The 16,525-nt window shown below is 68.1% G+C and carries 14 protein-coding genes; 6 read left to right on the forward strand and 8 right to left on the reverse strand.

The features are described from left to right. The first annotated feature begins 19 nt into the window (after positions 1 to 19). The 3 genes from EWH70_RS26520 (at position 20) to EWH70_RS26530 (ending at position 5,980) form a co-directional block, all read left to right on the forward strand. Positions 20 to 457: an SRPBCC family protein gene (locus tag EWH70_RS26520; protein ID WP_130478233.1), complete on the forward strand. Its 438-nt coding sequence runs from the start codon at positions 20 to 22 to the stop codon at positions 455 to 457. 199 nt (positions 458 to 656) lie between these two features. Further along, positions 657 to 4,832, forward strand: a complete 4,176-nt coding sequence (locus EWH70_RS26525) for a non-ribosomal peptide synthetase (protein WP_130478234.1) — start codon at positions 657 to 659, stop codon at positions 4,830 to 4,832. Further along, complete coding sequence (locus EWH70_RS26530) at positions 4,829 to 5,980, forward strand: acyl-CoA dehydrogenase family protein (protein ID WP_130478235.1); 1,152 nt, start codon at positions 4,829 to 4,831, stop codon at positions 5,978 to 5,980. The genes EWH70_RS26525 and EWH70_RS26530 overlap by 4 nt, the downstream gene beginning before the upstream one ends. Before the next feature lie 30 nt (positions 5,981 to 6,010). On the opposite strand, the gene EWH70_RS26535 is transcribed toward EWH70_RS26530, so the two are convergent. From EWH70_RS26535 to EWH70_RS35585, 4 genes are all read right to left on the reverse strand, one after another. After that, positions 6,011 to 6,754 (reverse strand): helix-turn-helix domain-containing protein, encoded by a 744-nt coding sequence (locus tag EWH70_RS26535; RefSeq protein ID WP_130478236.1) that lies wholly within the window; start codon positions 6,752 to 6,754, stop codon positions 6,011 to 6,013. A 63-nt stretch (positions 6,755 to 6,817) separates the two neighbouring features. Beyond that, a complete protein-coding gene (locus EWH70_RS26540; protein ID WP_165436425.1) occupies positions 6,818 to 7,798 on the reverse strand; it encodes a sporulation-delaying protein SdpB family protein in 981 nt (326 codons plus the stop codon). After that, positions 7,795 to 8,313, reverse strand: a complete 519-nt coding sequence (locus EWH70_RS26545; protein ID WP_130478238.1) for a hypothetical protein — start codon at positions 8,311 to 8,313, stop codon at positions 7,795 to 7,797. Before EWH70_RS26545 ends, EWH70_RS26540 begins: the two co-directional genes overlap by 4 nt. 58 nt (positions 8,314 to 8,371) lie before the next feature. After that, positions 8,372 to 8,536 carry a hypothetical protein gene (locus EWH70_RS35585; RefSeq protein ID WP_165436426.1) on the reverse strand — a complete coding sequence of 55 codons (165 nt, stop codon included), beginning with the start codon at positions 8,534 to 8,536 and terminating at the stop codon, positions 8,372 to 8,374. 192 nt (positions 8,537 to 8,728) lie between these two features. Here EWH70_RS35585 and EWH70_RS26550 point away from each other — a divergent pair, with 192 nt between their 5' ends. After that, on the forward strand, positions 8,729 to 11,746 hold the full coding sequence (locus EWH70_RS26550; RefSeq protein WP_130478239.1) for an AfsR/SARP family transcriptional regulator: 3,018 nt from the start codon (positions 8,729 to 8,731) through the stop codon (positions 11,744 to 11,746). 404 nt (positions 11,747 to 12,150) lie between these two features. Here the strand turns inward: EWH70_RS26550 and EWH70_RS26555 are convergent, their stop codons facing one another. After that, a complete protein-coding gene (locus EWH70_RS26555) occupies positions 12,151 to 12,894 on the reverse strand; it encodes a helix-turn-helix domain-containing protein (protein WP_130478240.1) in 744 nt (247 codons plus the stop codon). 616 nt (positions 12,895 to 13,510) lie between these two features. Between EWH70_RS26555 and EWH70_RS26560 the strand changes: the two genes are divergently transcribed. Then, positions 13,511 to 14,239, forward strand: a complete 729-nt coding sequence (locus EWH70_RS26560; protein ID WP_165436427.1) for a Clp protease/crotonase-like domain-containing protein — start codon at positions 13,511 to 13,513, stop codon at positions 14,237 to 14,239. A 62-nt stretch (positions 14,240 to 14,301) separates the two neighbouring features. On the opposite strand, the gene EWH70_RS35590 is transcribed toward EWH70_RS26560, so the two are convergent. Genes EWH70_RS35590 through EWH70_RS35600 form a run of 3 tightly spaced genes read right to left on the reverse strand, consistent with a single transcriptional unit; the run spans position 14,302 to position 16,027 of the window. Continuing rightward, the gene (locus tag EWH70_RS35590) at positions 14,302 to 14,871 is read right to left on the reverse strand and encodes an AAA family ATPase (RefSeq protein ID WP_165436428.1); all 570 of its coding nucleotides are present in this window, start codon (positions 14,869 to 14,871) and stop codon (positions 14,302 to 14,304) included. A 29-nt stretch (positions 14,872 to 14,900) separates the two neighbouring features. Further along, entirely contained in the window at positions 14,901 to 15,350 is a 450-nt protein-coding gene (locus EWH70_RS35595) for a 3'-5' exonuclease (protein WP_165436429.1), read from the reverse strand. Further along, positions 15,347 to 16,027, reverse strand: a complete 681-nt coding sequence (locus tag EWH70_RS35600) for a hypothetical protein (protein ID WP_165436430.1) — start codon at positions 16,025 to 16,027, stop codon at positions 15,347 to 15,349. Before EWH70_RS35600 ends, EWH70_RS35595 begins: the two co-directional genes overlap by 4 nt. Between EWH70_RS35600 and EWH70_RS26575 the strand changes: the two genes are divergently transcribed. Next, on the forward strand, positions 16,020 to 16,361 hold the full coding sequence (locus EWH70_RS26575; protein ID WP_130478244.1) for a hypothetical protein: 342 nt from the start codon (positions 16,020 to 16,022) through the stop codon (positions 16,359 to 16,361). The genes EWH70_RS35600 and EWH70_RS26575 overlap by 8 nt on opposite strands. Positions 16,362 to 16,525 lie beyond the last annotated feature (164 nt).

Genomic DNA, 16,525 nt, shown 5'->3' on the forward strand with positions numbered 1-16,525 from the left:
CAGATAAGGAGGCACCGACATGGGTGTGGTTACCGGCTCCATCGTCGTCAACGCGCGGGCAGCAACGGTCCTCGACATCCTGCTCAACCTGGAGGCGTATCCGACCTGGCAGGGTGGGATCGACCGGATCGACGTCAAGGAGGTCGACGACCAGGGGAGGCCGACCCTGACCCAGTGGCACGTGCGGGCGATGGGACATCGCGCGACGCACGCCGTGCGGTACGAGTACCCGGAGCGGGAAGCGTTCGAGTACCACCTCGTCGAGAGCGAGGTGTTGACGAAGTACGACTTCAGTTGTGCGGTCACCACTAACGACGACGGCACGAGCGAGGTCACGCTCAGCCAGGAACTCGGCATCAAGTGGAAGATGCCGGAGCGGATTCTCGACAAGCACGCGAAGAAGGGGATCAACTCAATGCTGACCGCGCTCAAGGAGAAGGTGGACCAGAGGTCGTGATCCCGTCGTCGTCCGCCTCACGCGGATGCGGCGAAGGCCACCTTGATTACGTGAGACGTCAGCAAGGTGGCCTTCACGATCTTCCGCCGGGCGTACGGTGCCGCGTTCTGCTGGTGTTCTCGCATGGAAAGCGGTGGGTTGGTTCGAGATCATGTTTACCGGCCCCACAACGCGGAGGTAGCCAACCTTGTTTCCTCTTGTGACACCCGACCCGGACGCTCTCACCGAACCGTTTCCGCTCAACGACACCCAACAGGTGCAATGGCTGGGCAGGCACGGGGCTTTCGAAGGCGGCAACTTCGACGGTGACGCCATCGTGCACGTCTACTGGGAGATCGACGCGCGGGACATCGACCTGGTCCGGTTGGAGGAAAGCTGGCAACAGGTGATGCGGCGCCACGGCATGCTGCGGGCGGTGCTGCTGCCCGATGGCCGCCAGCAGGTTCTGCCCGAGGTCGGGCACTACCACATCGAGGTCCTCGACCTGCGCGAGCTGTCACCGGACCAGCTCGTCTGCCGGCTCGGCGAGGTGCGTGCGGAGTTGACGAGCCATACCCGGGGCGCGGACGTGTGGCCGTTGTTCGACATCAAGGCAGCGCTGATGCCGGACGGTGGAACCCGGGTGTGTCTCGGTTTCGACCTGCTCATGGTGGACATCGGCAGTGTCCGGTTGATCTCGCGGGACTGGCGGCGACTGTACGCGGGGGAGGAGCTGCCGCCCCTCGAGCTGTCGTACCGCGACTACGTCCTGGCCGTGGCGAGGGCCAAGGACACACCGGAGTACGCCAAGGCGCGTGACTACTGGCGGGAGCGGGTCCGGCACCTGCCCGCCAGGCCGGAACTGCCACTGGCCGTGACCACGGCCGAGGAAGGGCGCGAGTCCGTCTCGTTCGAGCACTGGCTGGACGACGCAGGGTGGCACCGGATCACCGAACGGGCAGACGCGCTCGGGCTACCCCCTGCCACGGTGCTGCTGGCCGCATACGCCGTCGCGCTGGGGCGGTGGAGCAGGACCGCCGAATTCACCATCAACGCGACCGTTGTCAACCGGCTGCCCATGCACCCCGCGATCGATGACCTGGTGGGTGAGTTCATCTCCTTCGACCTGTTGTCCGTGGATCTGGCCGGTGCCAAGGACATCATCGACGTGGCGCGAAGTCTGCGTGAGCAGGGTGACGCGGCGGCGGAACACCGGATGTTCAGCGGGGCCGAGGTGCTCCGCGAGCTCGCGGAGGTGCAGGGTGGCATCGGCCGGGTGGCGTTCCCCGTGGTGTTCACCAGCACGATCCTGCGGGGCACCGAACCCGGCGACGTCACGTGGTTCGGCTGGCTCGGAGACATCGTCGACGTGCTCGCGCAGACACCGCAGGTGTGGCTCGACTTCGCGTTGCTGGAAACCCCCGTGGGGGCACACCTTGCTTGGCACGGCGCCCGAAAGCGGTTTCCGGACGGTGTGCTGGACGCCATGTTCGACGCCTTCCGCGCCCTGGTCGACGATCTGGCCGCCGAGGAGGACCGGTGGTCCGCGCCGTTGACCGCGGGCGTCGCGACCGCGCCGGAGGAGGACGAGGCTCCCGAGGGACTCCTGTGCGACGGCGTGATGGCGTGCGCCCGCCGGACGCCCGAGCGTGTGGCCGTGGTGTCCGGTGACGGCGAGGAACTGACCTTCGGCGCCCTGGGTTCCTGGGCCACGGGTGTGGCGGGGGAACTGCGTGCACTGGGCGTGCGGCCGGGCGAGCTGGTGGCCGTGGCCGTCCCGAAGTCGGGGGCGCAAATCGCGGCGGTGCTGGGGGTGCACCTGGCGGGCGCAGGATACCTGCCGGTGGACCTCGACCTGCCTGCCCGGCGGCGTGCGGAACTGATCGAGGCCGGTGGTTGCGACGTCGTGCTGGTGCGGTGCGCCGACGACACGGTGACCTGGCCGGACGGGGTCCGTACGGTGGTGGTCGACGACCGCCGCGACCACGTCGGCGAACTGGCGGAATCACCGGCGGCGCCGTCCGACGTGGCCTACGTGATCTTCACGTCCGGTTCGACCGGCGTACCGAAGGGCGTCGCGGTGTCGCACCGGGCCGCGCTGAACACGTGCGTGGACGTGTGCGCGCGGTTCGCCGTGACAGCCGACGACGTCGTGCTCGGCCTGTCGTCGTTGAGTTTCGACCTGAGCGTGTTCGACATCTTCGGGATCCTCGGCGCGGGCGGGCGGCTCGTGCTGCCACGCCCGGACGCGCGCCGCGAACCCCGGCATTGGCTGGAGCTGGCCCGCGACCACGGGGTGACGTTGTGGAACAGCGTGCCCGCGCTGGCCGAACTCGCGCTGTCACAGGCGGTCGCGAGCGGCGAGACGACCGCGTTGTCCGGTGTCCGGCTGGCGTTGTGGTCGGGCGACTGGATTCCGGTCGACCTGCCGGACCGGTGGCGCGAGGTCGCGCGTTCCTGCCAGGTGGTGTCCCTCGGCGGCGCGACAGAGGCGGCGGTGTGGTCGGTCTGCTACGAGGTCGGCCGGGTGGACGAGTCGTGGGACTCGATCCCGTACGGCCGGGCGCTGGGCAACCAGCGGTGTCACGTGTTGAACGACCGGCTGGCGGATTGTCCCGTGTGGACGGTGGGGGAGCTGTACATCGGCGGGGCCGGGCTGGCCGACGGGTACTGGCGTGACCCGGACCGGACCGGCGAGCGGTTCGTCGTTCATCCGGTCTCCGGGGAACGCCTCTACCGGACCGGAGATCTGGGCCGGTGGCTGCCGGATGGGAACATCGAGTTCCTCGGTCGTGAGGACCTCCAGGTGAAGGTCGGCGGCTATCGCATCGAGCTCGGCGAGATCGAGGCCGCGCTCATCCGGCACGAGCGGGTCGCGTCGGCGGTCGTCGTGGCGGCGGGCGAGCGGCAGCACCGGCGGTTGGCGGCATTCCTGCTGCCCGAAGCCCCGGTGACCGACGAGGACGCCCTCGTGGCGGAGTGCACGGAGTCGCTGCGGGCGTCCCTGCCCGGCTACATGGTGCCCGGTGTGATCACGGTGGTCGACCGGATGCCGTTGACCAGCAACGGAAAAGTCGACAGGGGCCGACTCGCCGCACTCGTCGGCGGGGTGGACGGCGACGTGGCGGCCATACCCGGTCGCGGTGACGTGGTCGCGGTACTGGCACGCATCTTCCGCGACGTGCTCGGCGTCGAGGCGGTCGGCCCCGGTGACAGCCTGTTCGCGCTGGGCGGCGATTCCATTGCCGGGATCCAGATCGTCATCAGGGCGATCGCCGAGGGTCTGGACGTGACGCCGTCCGATCTCTTCGCGAACTACACGCTCGATGAGCTGGCCATGACCGTGACGGTTCGTGGAGCCGGGGCCGCCCGCGCGACGGCGGAGTGGCCGCTGAGCCAGTACCAGACCACGGTCCTGGAACGAGCCGGCGGTCCCGAGCACGTCGGTGTCCACCGGATCGTCCTGCCGGTGTCCGATCCCGAGGCCGCGGCACGGGCCGCCGGCCGGTTGCTCGACGAGGAACCGGCGCCACGGCTGCGCCTGGCGGCCGAACCGGACGGCTGGGGGCAACGGATCGTCACCCCCGCCACCGAGGACGCGGCCGGTGTCCCGGTCGTCGACCTGACCACCCTCCCGCGGGCACGCAGGGCCGTCGCACTGGCGGAGATGGTGGACGAGCTGGCCGGCGAGCTGGACCTGGTGCATGGCCCGGCCGGCAGGGCGTCCGTGTTCACCCTCGGCGAGGACGACCATCGGGTCGCCGTCGTGCTGAGCGTGCTCGTCGCCGACGCGGCCTCGTTGCCGGTACTCGTCGGCGCACTCGGCGGGAATGACCAGGTCGTCCACCATGCGAACGCCGCCGGGACGGTGCTGCGACTGGACGCCGACCGCACCGACCTGCTGCTCAGGACATGCGCACGGCCTGAATGGCCCGCGCCGGACGAGCTCGCGGTGGCGGCCGTCGCCCTCGCGCTGGGACGGGTCGAGGCGCCGGGCCCGGTCGTGCTGGACGTCGAGCGCGACCGGCGGCGGCAGGGCACGGTCGACGTCGACGGCCAGGTGGGCCCGTTCGCGGCCATCGTCCCGGTTTCGGTGGACGTGGGCCCCGGCATGTCGGTGACCCGGATCGGTGAGGCGTGCCGTGCCGCCACCCGACCCGCGCGGGGTGACCGGACGGCGAGGGTGCTGGTGCGGCACGCCGGCGACCTCGGTGCGGCGCTCGGCGACGACACCGTTCGCGGGCTGGCCGGAGACCTGCCGTACCCGGTAGCCGTCACATCGCTGATCACCGGCGGGCAGCTGGTCCTCGTCGTCCACCAGGACGCACCGGACGACGAGCTGGTGAGCGCGCTGGACCAGGCCGTGCACGAGTTGTGCGAGCTGGCCGTCCGGTGACGCCACCACTGCCGGTGACGCGGCTACCGGTCGCTGACGAGACCTGGCGGGCCTCGGTGCGCGCGTTCGCACGCGACGCCGTCGCACCACGCGTACGTGCCATGGACGAGGCGGCGACGCTGGACGGGGCCCTGCTGCGCGAACTGTTCGACGCCGGGCTGATGGGCGTGGAGGTCCCGGAGTCCTACGGCGGCACCGGTGGCGACCTGTTCCGGGTCATGCTCGTCATCGAGGAACTCGCCACGGTGGATCCCGCGGTCGCCGTGCTGGTGGATGTCCAGAACGCGCTCGTGGTCAGTGCGGTGCTGCGGCACGGGGACGGGGACACGCGGCGCCGCCTGCTGCCCCGGCTGGCGACCGGAACGGTGGGCGCGTACGCGATCTCGGAGGCGGACGCGGGCAGTGACGCGTTCGCGATGACCACCACCGCGCATCAGGACGGCGCCGGTTTCGTACTCAGTGGCGCGAAGCGCTGGACGACGAACGCCGCCGAAGCCGGGCTGTTCCTGGTATTCGCCAGAACGGCCGGCGCGGGCATGACCGCGTGCCTTGTCGATCGGGACGCCGCAGGTGTGCGGGTCGGCGAGCCGGTGTCGAAACTGGGCATCCGGGCGACCTCCACGTGCGACGTGACCTTCGACGACGTCCGGGTCCGGAAGCAGGACGTGCTGGGACGGCCCGGCGGTGGCGAGGTCATCGCGGTGGAGACACTGAACATCGGCAGGCTCGGTATCGCGGCGCAGCTCGTCGGCCTCGCGGAAGGAGCGCTGGGTGCCGCCGTCGCCCACGCACGTGACCGCCGTCAGTTCGACCGGCCGATCCTGGAGTTCCAGGGCGTGGCCTTCCCCCTGGCGGACCGGTCGGCGGAACTGGCGGCGGCACGCACGTACCTGTACGACGCGACCAGACTGTTCCAGCACGGCGGCGACGCGGCCGAACGCGTAAGGGCGAGCGCCGTAGCGAAACACCTCGCCGCGAACGTCGCCGAACGTGCGGCGGCACAGGCGGTCGAAATCTTCGGTGGAGCGGGCGTCCTGCCGGAGAACGGTGCGGAGAAGCGTTACCGTGATGCGAAGATCGGCAAGATCTACGAGGGCACGACGAACATGCAGCTCCGTGCGATCGCCGGTTTGCTCGCCAGGGAGTAGCTGCGGGCAGCCGGCCCGTCCAGCGCCCGGTCAGGCGAATGCGCGGAGGTTCACAGTCCATACGTTGTCCCCGAGGGCGAGCTCGTGCGGGGCGATCACGACGAGCACACTGCCACTACCCGTCGTCAGCAGGGGACGAACCGCGCTGGCGTCCGTCACGTTGTCCAGCACGAGCAGCGCACGGCGGGTGTGTAGTGCGGAGCGGAGCCGCTCGACCAGAGCGGAAGACTTGTCCTCGATGCCGAACATGTCGCCGAGTCGGGGGAGAAGCGTGCCGTCCGCAGCGTCCACATAGTACCGGCCGTCGGGGAAGGACGTGCGGAATCGTGCCGATGCCCGTGCCACGAGCGCTGCCCGATTCTCAGTCGGGCGCGCGATCACCTGCAGCACCCGCTGCTGCCGTGTCGGCTCGTCGACCAGCACGCGGCACATCCACTGCGCGAGTTCAGTCGTGCCACCGACCTCCAGCTCATCCGGCGCGTGCGGTGTGGATGAAACCGCCGCGATCCTGGCGATGCGCCGGAACCGCTCCGACTCGATGTCGCCCATGCCCAGCGCGGCTGACAACAACGCCACCGACTTGCGGTGTGGTTTGCGGGTCCGCCCACGCTCCAGATCCGAGATCGTCCGGATGCTCACGCCCGAGCGCTCCGCGAGCTCCTCCTGCGTCAGGCACGCCTGCTCCCTCAGCTCGCGCAACAACGAGCCCACGTATTCCGTCCGTGGCGCGCGTACCTCGTCAGCGCGATCACGATCAACGATGTAGGCCGTCATTGAATCCCCCACAATCCCTCTAGCGAAGATCGATCCTGAATGCCTCCACTAACTCGTCCGACGCTAGAACTGTCCGCTATCAGGCTGCTCTCTGTCCTGACTCCTCTCGCCGAGAGCCGTTCCCGGCTTTGGATAGGCGGCCGGAGAATCCAGGCCGGTGCGGGCCTCCGTTGCCCGCGGGCGCCCCGCTCCTGCGCAGACGATGGCCCACAGACCCGCCATGGTCATGGCGAATGTCGTGAAGCCCATCAGAAGCGCGATCGCCCCGTGCATGCTGACCGCGAGTGCCCATCCCGTCCTACGGACACGTCCCGAGCCGAAAAGGCACAGGGCCAAGGTCAGTTCGACCGCCAGGGCGCCCCAGGTCACGACCGAAACGCCGATCCGGTCATGCAGGACGGTTCCGAGCGGTGGTTGGACAGCGAGGGCCGAGCCGTAATGCTGGTGCACCAGCCAGTAGTAGCCGGCCGTGCCGTCCCGCCACGCCGGCACTGCGAGTTTGCTGAGCGATGCCTCCGCGTAGATCGTCACTCCGAGCACGCGGACGAACAGTTGAGCCGCGTAGGCCCGGCCCCGCCAGGCGGCGGGCAGCGGACGGGCGGGTCGTCGCCACTGCCACCGCCGGTCGTCGGCCAGGCAGATCGGGATGAGCAACAGGGTGAGGATGCGGATCACCTGCTCACCCGCATCGGGCAGGGCCATTGTCACACTGAGGCTGTAGGTCACGTACCAGTGCGGGACGCAGGTCCATCGGGGCCGGTAACCGAGTGCGACGAGCGTCAGCACGACAAGCGCGATTACCCGGCAGACAAGAAGGTTCACGCCGCCGGACTCGGCCAGGCACCACATCGAGAGCCGGCCGATCCCGTCGCAGACCGGCCCATCGGTGACACCCGCCGTACGCGGGAACAACGCCTGGTCCGGACTGAGTGCCAGCAGGCATCCACTGGCCAGGGCGAGCAAGGTCCGGCCCGCCGCCAGCGGCCTGCCGCGCGGCTCGAACTCGTCCGCCGTGCGGGTCAGGTCCGCCCACAGCCGCCTCACCGGCCGCATGTCACGTCCAGCAGTGTGACGGAATCTATCCGGCGGGTCCGGCCGGTGGCCGGCTCGGCGTCTCGCCAGGCAATCGGAGTTTCCCGCGAGAACACGACCCGGCCGCACATCGTCGCGTCGAGGGTGGGATTCGCCACCGCGACGGCTGGGATCGACGCCAGCACTGGCTGGCACTCCTGGATCACGTCGGCCACGCAGACGTGCCACCGATTCGCGGGCACGACGTCGTCCAGCGCCGCGGTCTCCATCCACAGCGTGTAGGCGTTCCGGCTGAGCCCCCAGCGGTTGCCGGCGCTGGTGGCGTACATGGTGATCGAGGTCAGGTCCCGTGCGTCGTAGACGACCGTGTCCGGTCCGATCGGCGCGCGCGTGAAGACTCTCCAGTCCTGGTGCCAGATCAGGCTGGCCGTCTGAACCTGCCGTGCCCACCAGGCGGAGGTGGATTGTGGAGCCCCGACCTGGAGCAGCAAGGTAACTGCGAAGACTACCGACAGAGCGACCAGCATCGAAACGAAGCCCTTGGTGCTCCGGGCTCGGGGAGGCGAATCGGTCATTTAGGGCGAACTAGCCCTCGCATGGAGGCCCGCAGATCGGCCCCTTCATGTTGACCAGCATCGGGTCAGCCGGGGGCCGGATCGGTGAGGGGCCCTCGGTGGTGCCTGTCAGGCCCAGCGCCAGGCCCAGGCCCGTGACTACCACGGCCAGGCTGGTCACGATGACTTTCCGCATGCGCACACTCCTTCTTCGAACGACGCGCGGCATGCCGTCCTGCGTGACAAGCCGCGAGTGGTGGTTCCTCGGCGTCCCGATGATCGCAACAGCTCCTCTCCGTTTGCTATCGAGTCTCTTCGAGGCACCCTCGAGGGATTCGTTCATTGGGTACTCTGTGTCGGGTCGGCGACGCGGAGGGGGTATTGCCGCATGGATTTTCGGATCCTGGGGCCGCTCGAAGCAAGGACCGGGGAGGAAGTCGTACGCCTCGGCGGTCGCCGCCAGCAGAGGCTGCTGGCGATGCTGTTGATCTACGCGAACGAGGTAGTCACCCTTGACCGCCTGGTGGAGGGGCTGTGGGACGACGCGGCGCCCCCGACCGCCCAGGCGCAGTTACATAACGCGGTCTGGGCACTGCGCCGCGTGTTCTCCGCCGCGGGCGGGGACGGTGATTCGCTCGTCACCGAGCCCGCGGGCTATCGGCTGGTCGTACCCGGGAACAGTCTCGACGTGCACAGATTCTGGGCGGACGTCCAGGCCGCGGACAAGGCCGAGGCGGCTGGGCAGCCAGGTGACGCAATACAGGCGTTGTCGGCCGCCACTGCGCTGTGGCGGGGCCCCGCGATCGCCGGCCTGCGGATGGGCCGCGCACTCGATGCCGCGGCAGCCGGACTGGACGAGCAGTATCTGGTGGTGGTGGAACGGCTGAGCGGGCTCCGGTTGAAGCTTGGGCAGACCGAGGAGCTCGTGGTCCAGCTGAGGGGTCTGGTGGGCGAGCACCCGTTCCGGGAGTCGCTGCGCGCGTTGCTCATGCTCACGCTCGCCGCTCTGGGCCGGCAGTCCGAGGCTCTGACTGTGTATGAGGAGGGCCGTCGGCTGCTCGCCGACGAGCTGGGCGTGGATCCGGGTGCGCAGCTCCGTGAAGCACACGACCAGGTCCTGCGCGGCGCCGTCCCTGAACCCGCACCCGTGGCACCGTCCCGGCCCTCCCATCTACCCGCCGGCGCGAGCGACTTCGTCGGGCGCTCGGCCGACATCGATCGGGCGTTGACCGACGTACGCCGCGGTCCCACCGGGCCGCTGATCATCACCGCGATCGACGGCATGGGGGGCGTTGGCAAGACTGCGCTCGCGGTCCGCCTGTCCGAGCTCTTGGCCCACGACTACCCTGATGGGCTGTATTTCATCGACCTGCATGGTTTCTCGCTCGACGAGAGGCCGCGGACCCCGGAGGCTGCGCTGGACGTGCTGCTCCGCCAGGCGGGTATGCCGGTGGAGCTGATCCCGTCCGGATCTACCGAACGTGCCGAGCAGTGGCGGTCGATGACGGTGGGCAGGCGGATCATCGTCGTGCTCGACAATGCCGCCGACGCGGCACAGGTGAGGCCACTGCTGCCGGACACGACGGAGTGCCTGGTTCTAGTGACCAGCCGTCGCCGGATGACTGCGCTGGATGGCAGCCAGCCGATCTCACTGGATGTGCTGCCTCCCGCTGAAGCGGTGGCGCTGTTCCGACGGATCGCGGACCGGGGCATCGAGGACTCGGACGCGGTGGCCGATGTGACCGAACTCTGTGGCCGGTTGCCTCTCGCCATTCGGATCGCCGGTGCCCGTCTACGGCACAGACCCGCCTGGACCGTCGCGGACTTGGCTGAACGACTTCGGGAAACCCGACGTCGGGTCCACACCCTGGCTGTGGACGATCTCAGCGTGTACGTGACGCTGCGGCTGTCCTACGAATCGTTGCCGGAGCATCAACAGCGGACGTTCCGTCTGCTGGGTGTGCATCCGGGCCAGGACTTCGATCGGTACGCCATCGCCGCGCTGGTGGGGCTTCCGGTGGACGAGGCTGAGGAGCAGCTGGAAAGCCTTTGCGACTGCAACCTCCTCATGCAGCCTGCCGCGGGGCGTTATCAACTGCACGATCTGGTCCGTGATTGTGCGAAACAACTTGTGGAGGTGATGGAGCCCGAGTCCAGCCGTCGTGACGCGGCCGCCCGGCTCTTCGACTACTACCTTTACCTGGCCCACCTGCACTGTAGTCCGATGGCGCGCAAGATCTCCCGCTTCGAGCCGGAAGTCCCAGCCGACCCAATAGCAGTCCCACCAGCGCGGAACGAGGTAGAAGCGATCGGCCTGCTGGAGGCCGAATACCAGAACCTGCTCGCAGTGGCCACCCTTGCCCAGGCAACCGGTTGGCCCACGCACGCATGGCAGCTGCCCTGCGTACTGCGACCGTTCCTGGAGCTGATGAACTTCCGGGTCGCCTGGTTGCACCTGTTCGAGGGCGCCCTCGGCATGGCGCGGCAGCTGAAGCATCGCCGCGGTGAGTCCGCCGCGCTGGCTAACATCGCCGTGATCCGCCGTGAGCTCGGCCAACTCGCCGACGCGGTCGAGTTGCTGAAGCAGGCTCTGCTGATCAGCCAGGAGACCGGTGATCAGGCCGGCGAGGCGTATCAGACTTCGGACTTGGGCATCGCCTATGTGCGGATGGCCCGGTATTGGGAAGCGCAGGAGTGTTTCGAGATCGCCCGCGACCTGTCGGAGAAGCTGGGCAGCACGCGTGACGTTGGCGCACTCGTCAACAATCTCGGTTTCGTGGCAGCGGACCTCGGCGAGTATTCCGAGGCGCAGGAGCAATTCGTGCGGGCGCTCGCCATCAATCGGAAAACCGGCTTTCGGCAGGGCGAGGTGCTGGCGTTGGCCAACATCGGCAGGCTGCACGGCCGCTTCCACCGGTATCCAGCGGCCCGGTCCAATCTGACGCAGGCGTTGGAGCTCAGCCGCGAGATCGGCTACCGGTTCGGGGAGGGATGGGCGCTGGCATGGCTAGCGACGCTGCATCGCCGAGAAGGAAACCTCCAGTCAGCGATTGAACTCGGCCGGCTGGCGCTCGAGGTGGGGACGGTGGCGGGGCTCACCGACGTCGAGTGCGAGGCGCTCAACTGCCTCGGTGAGACGTACCTGACGATGGGGGACGTCAATATAGCGATCGACTTGCACCAACGCGCCGAAGAACTGGCCATGAGCCATCAGCTCACTCTGGCGATCGCACGTGCCGTCGAGGGTCGGGCCCACGTCGCACAGCGCCGTGGTGAACTGGCCGAGGCCCGCCGACTCTGGGAGCGGGCCTTGATGTTGTACCCCGAGTCTCTGGCCGACCGGGCCCACCCGCGTGCGCATCTGACCACCGATGATGCCAGATGCGAACGGTGCGTGGTCAGCTGAAACGCCAAGGGCTTGGTAGGACTCACTCGTAGGGTAGCCCTGATGGCAGAACACGAGCGACCAAGCGACCCCACGGACTCGGCTAGCTGGGCGGCGACACCGCACCGAAACGCAATCCTATCGCGTTACACGGCCGCACAAGCCGGAAGACAGTCCGGCAAGGGGCCTGTCCTGGCATGGCTCCGCAAATCAAGATCCGGGAAAGTGGCCACCACGATCGCGTTGGCGGCGATCCTCATCGTCGTCGACACGGACCTGGTGGCCGGCCCGTTCAGCCTTCTCACCTACGCGGCCGGCGCGGGATTGGGTGGTGGCTGAGCAGCGCGACGGGTCGTAGTGGTCACCGAAGGCCCAGGCGAGGCCGAAGCCGTGGAAGTGAGCAATGACCGGCCGTCAGCGCCGGGTCAGGCGAAGGCGCGGAGATTGACCGTCCAGACGCTGTCGCCGAGGTCGAGTCCGTGCGGGGCGATCACGACGAGCGCACTGCCACCGCTCGTCGTCAGCAGGGGACGAATCGCGTTGGCGTCCGTCACGTTGTCCAGTACGAGCAGCGTCTGGCGGGTGTGTAGTGCGGAGCGGAGCCGCTCGACCCGAGTCGAGGGCCTGTCCTCGATGCCGAAGATGTTGCCAAGTCGGGGGAGAAGTGTGCCGTCTGCGGCGTCCAGGTAGTAGTGGCCGTCGGGGAAGGACGTGCGGAACCGTGCCGATGCTCGTGCCATGAGTGCGGCCCGATTCTTGGCCGGGCGCGCGACCACCTGCAGTAACCGCAACTGCCGCGTCGGCTCATCGACCAGCACGTGGCCCATCCACCGCACGAGTTCTGCGGTGTCATCGACTTCCAGCTCATCCGGCGTATGCGGTGTGGATGAAACACCCGCGACCCGGGCGATGCGCCGGAACCACTCCGACTCGATGTCCCCCATGCCTAGCGCGGCTGCCAACAACGCTACCGACTTGCGGTGTGGTTTGCGTGTCCGCCCACGCTCCAGGTCCGAGATCGTCCGGATGCTCACTCCTGAGCGCTCCGCGAGCTCCTCCTGTGTCAGGCACGCGTGCTCTCTCAGGTCGCGCAACAACGAGCCCACGTATTCAGTGTGTGGCCGTCGCACCTCGTCAGCGCGGTCACGATTACCGATGTAGACCGTCATGAATCCCCTTACCGTTCCTCTCGTGAGGACCACCCTAAGAGGCCTCCACCAACTCGTCCGACCCTAGAACGTCGGATCGATACGTCGGATACCGCGCCAATATGGCGGGTTGATAACAGAGTCGGTGGCGACAGAAGTCCGAGCAACACCTTTTCGCTGGAGCGCAAAGGGTATGAATACCTGTTCCGACACTAGGTCATTCGAGTGGCTGTGACGGTGGGGCTGCGGCGATGTCGGCGCACAGGGATAGGGCGACGCCGAAGGTGAAGGCGAGCCAGGCTATCCAGCGGGCGGCTCGGTCATCCTGGGTCTTCCCTGGTACCAGTTCGGGCCACGGCGGTGCGGTCCGCACACCCGGATCAAGGGCCGCTACCCGGCCGGTGCCTCCACCGCGTGGGGACCGGGTGTGGAGGACGCGATGGCGGCCTGAGCCGGCGCCGCGGGTGCGGTACTGGGCCGCGACATCGGCGCGGCGATCCGGGTCGGCGTCGTGTTCGGCGACCCGGCCGCGCTGCCCGTCGTGCCCGCCGACTGGGTCCCGTTGATGGAGCTCGGCGGCCCCCGACATCAGCGTTTCACCCCGCGATCGGTCGCCTGAGGCGTCTGGAGGTACCCCATGAGACTGGTGAGCACGCGCCGCGACAGAACCGTGCTGACGATCCGGTTGAACAACCCGCCGTTCAACTTCCTCACCATGGACATGCTGATCGAACCGGAGAAACTCCTCGGCGAGATCCACCGGGACCTCGGCCTGCGGGCCGTGGTGCTGACCAGCCACGTGCCCGGCGTGTTCGTCAGCCACTACGACGTCGGCGAGTTTTCCCTGTTCAAGGGATGCGCGAGCGCAACTGGGCAAGAGGCGGTGTGGCCGGGGGTGACGCTGTTTGTTCGACGGAGCGCGGTGCTGTTGATGCCGTGGTCGCGGGCCGGCCTGGGGTGGTCTCGGTCAGTTAGTGTGCTCCCCGCGCACGCGGGGATGATCCGCATCAACATCGACGTGGCCGCCCGGCCGAACCGTCTGCCATTGATGCCGTGGTGCCGTCGTCGGTCGTTGCCGGCGTGTCCAGGTGGTGATGAAGCGGACCCAGCGGCCGGCTCGGCGGTGACGCGGTGCGGCTGCTCGATGGCGGAACACGGTCAGTGCGCGCAGCGTATCGAGATGGGCGATGCACGCACGGCACGGTGGCCGTGGTGGTGCGGTCATCGCTGCTGGCTGGAAAGCCGTGCCGCACAGCCCGACGAACCGGCAGCGGCCGGCGAGGGCGTTCGACAAGCGTTCGTCGGTGACCGCGTGATCGGCCGGCTCGCTCGCACTGGTCATCCAGACGGTCCGGAAAGCTCTTGACCCAGGAGTTGCCATTGCGAATACACCTCGATGTGGACGACTGAGTGCCGTCGCCGCTCAGCTCAGAGGCGCCCGGTGACGTACTCGACCGTGCGCTTCAGAGCCTCCTCGCGGTCGCCGGACGGCAGGAGCTGGTGCGGGAGTTCGAGATCGGTGAGCACTCGCGCGACGTGGTGATCCGCGAGCTGGCGGAACCGCTGGTCCTGGTCACGGGGTTTGGCTGTTCCCAGCGGGATCGTGTCGTCGAGTTCGCTGCGGAGAAGCAGGTCGTAGTGCCGGCTGTGGTTTCGGACGAGCGTTTCCAGCTGGCTCGTCAAGTGCGGATCCGCTTGCTCGTCCCGGTAGGCGAGGGCCGCGCGGTAGTAGCCGAGGGCGTCGGGTACGGCGCGATCGACAAGCACGACCTCGGTGTGCGGCCAGGTCCCGAGCTCGTTGCTGATCCCTCGGGTGACGATCCAGAAGGTTGACGTCCAGGTGTGGGCATGCAGGATCGGCAGCCCGTGGTGCTGCGCCTGCTCACCGAGGTCGGCGACGGTGGCCACCTGTACGTCCTGACGACGTAGCGCGCTCGCCAGCTGGGCGAGGAAGGTGGTCTTGCCGGTCGAGTGTGCGCCGACGATCCCGACGGTCACGGGACGATCCACCTCGGGGTGCGCGGTGCTCACCACAGGCCGCCTTCGATCGCCTGGGTACCGATCCCCGGTAGCGCCGCCATGTCGGCGACCTGGGCGAGCCGCAGCGAGTCGAGTACGAGCGCCGGCTCCCAGGCCGGAAGGTGGCTGGTGAGCACCTTGTATTCGACGGAAGCGTTGTGGGCCACCAGGATCCGGTCGGCCAGGAGCGACCTCACCTGGTCGGCCACTGCCGACCAGGGCGGCACACGGGCGACGTCTTCGTTGGTGATCCCGTGCACGCGGCGGGTCACGAACGTCGTGATCGGCTCGCTGGGGCGAACCAGCCAACCGAGGATGTCCTCGCCGCGTGCCTCTCCAGGGCTGGAGATGGGGAGCAGACCGAGCTCGACGATCTCCGGAGGGTGCTGGCCGTTGCCTTCCACATCGACGACCGCGAGCCGCCGGCCGTCGAAGGCCGGGGGAATGGTGCTGTTCACAGTGACTCCGATCCTGTGGTCGGCCAGCCGAGGTCCGCGCGGCCGTGGCGGTAGCGACGATGTGGCTTGGCGACATCGTGCACCTGGTAGCCGAAATGGTGCTGCAGGCGGTACCGGCGTTGCTCGTCCAACCCGGACACGACGATGGCTCGGGAGTTGGTCTCGACGAGCTCTCCGCCGAGGTCGGCGACCATTGTCCGCACGACCGCGGCCTCGGGCTGGTTCCAATGCCTGGAACAACGACGTTGTTGTACGGCAGGACAGATGTCGCACAGCTCCCGGATCCCGTAGTGACCTGAGTAGTCCGGCCCACGGTGGACATACGACACCGCACACGACGTCTTGCGGAAAAGCGGGCCACCATGTGGCTGGTCCGCCGCGGCCGCGAGCACTCGCTGCTCGAGATGCTGCGGGAACACCTTTCTGCGGGCACCGACCCCGTACGGCTCCGGGAGCCCGTTCGCCCGGTAGTAGTCGCGGATCTGGTCCTTGTAGAACAGTCCGGTGTAGACACAGGCATGTGCGTGCCGCCGCAGAGCGAGCGCTTGAGCCCGGGCACCAGCGGCCGCCAGTACAACACCACCCGGAAACGCTCGGCGTTCTCGAAGTGACGCGGACTTCGAGGCCGAACGCCGGGAGAAGGCACGCAAGGCAGCCGAACTGGCGAAGGTGCTCAAACACCTCATTCCCGACTTCGAAGAGTTCGAGTACGTCGGCGGCGGAAGCTGTACCACGGCGTGCGTGGGCCTCCGGATCAGCGGGGGCGCGTTCACCAGCTGCAAACTCGACGATGGGGCCGACACGACCTCCGATCGAGTCGGCATAAACGCCCAGCCAATCCTGTCGGTTTCCGAAATCGCCCGCTATCAGCGAAAAGGTACCCAGGCATCCGTTGTCACGCCGGGGATCTACTATCGTGGCTCGATAGCGAGTGATGGACGGGCCATTGCCTTCGTGGCCCAGGTGACAGTCGACGGCAGTAGCTTCTCGATAAGCCTGGGGGAGTCGTGAAATACAAGACGGCCGGCACGAATCCAGCTCGGAAGCCGAAATGGGGACCCGAGATGGGAATGGTCATGACCTACCGGCATTACCCCGGACGGCCAGTTGGTGGCCCAGCGGACACCGGTCCGGGCCTGCTGCGGGAACTTCGGGAAATGCGGGAACGTCGCTGA

The sequence above is a fragment of the Amycolatopsis suaedae genome, from assembly GCF_004214935.1.
Classification (GTDB): Bacteria; Actinomycetota; Actinomycetes; order Mycobacteriales; family Pseudonocardiaceae; genus Amycolatopsis; species Amycolatopsis suaedae.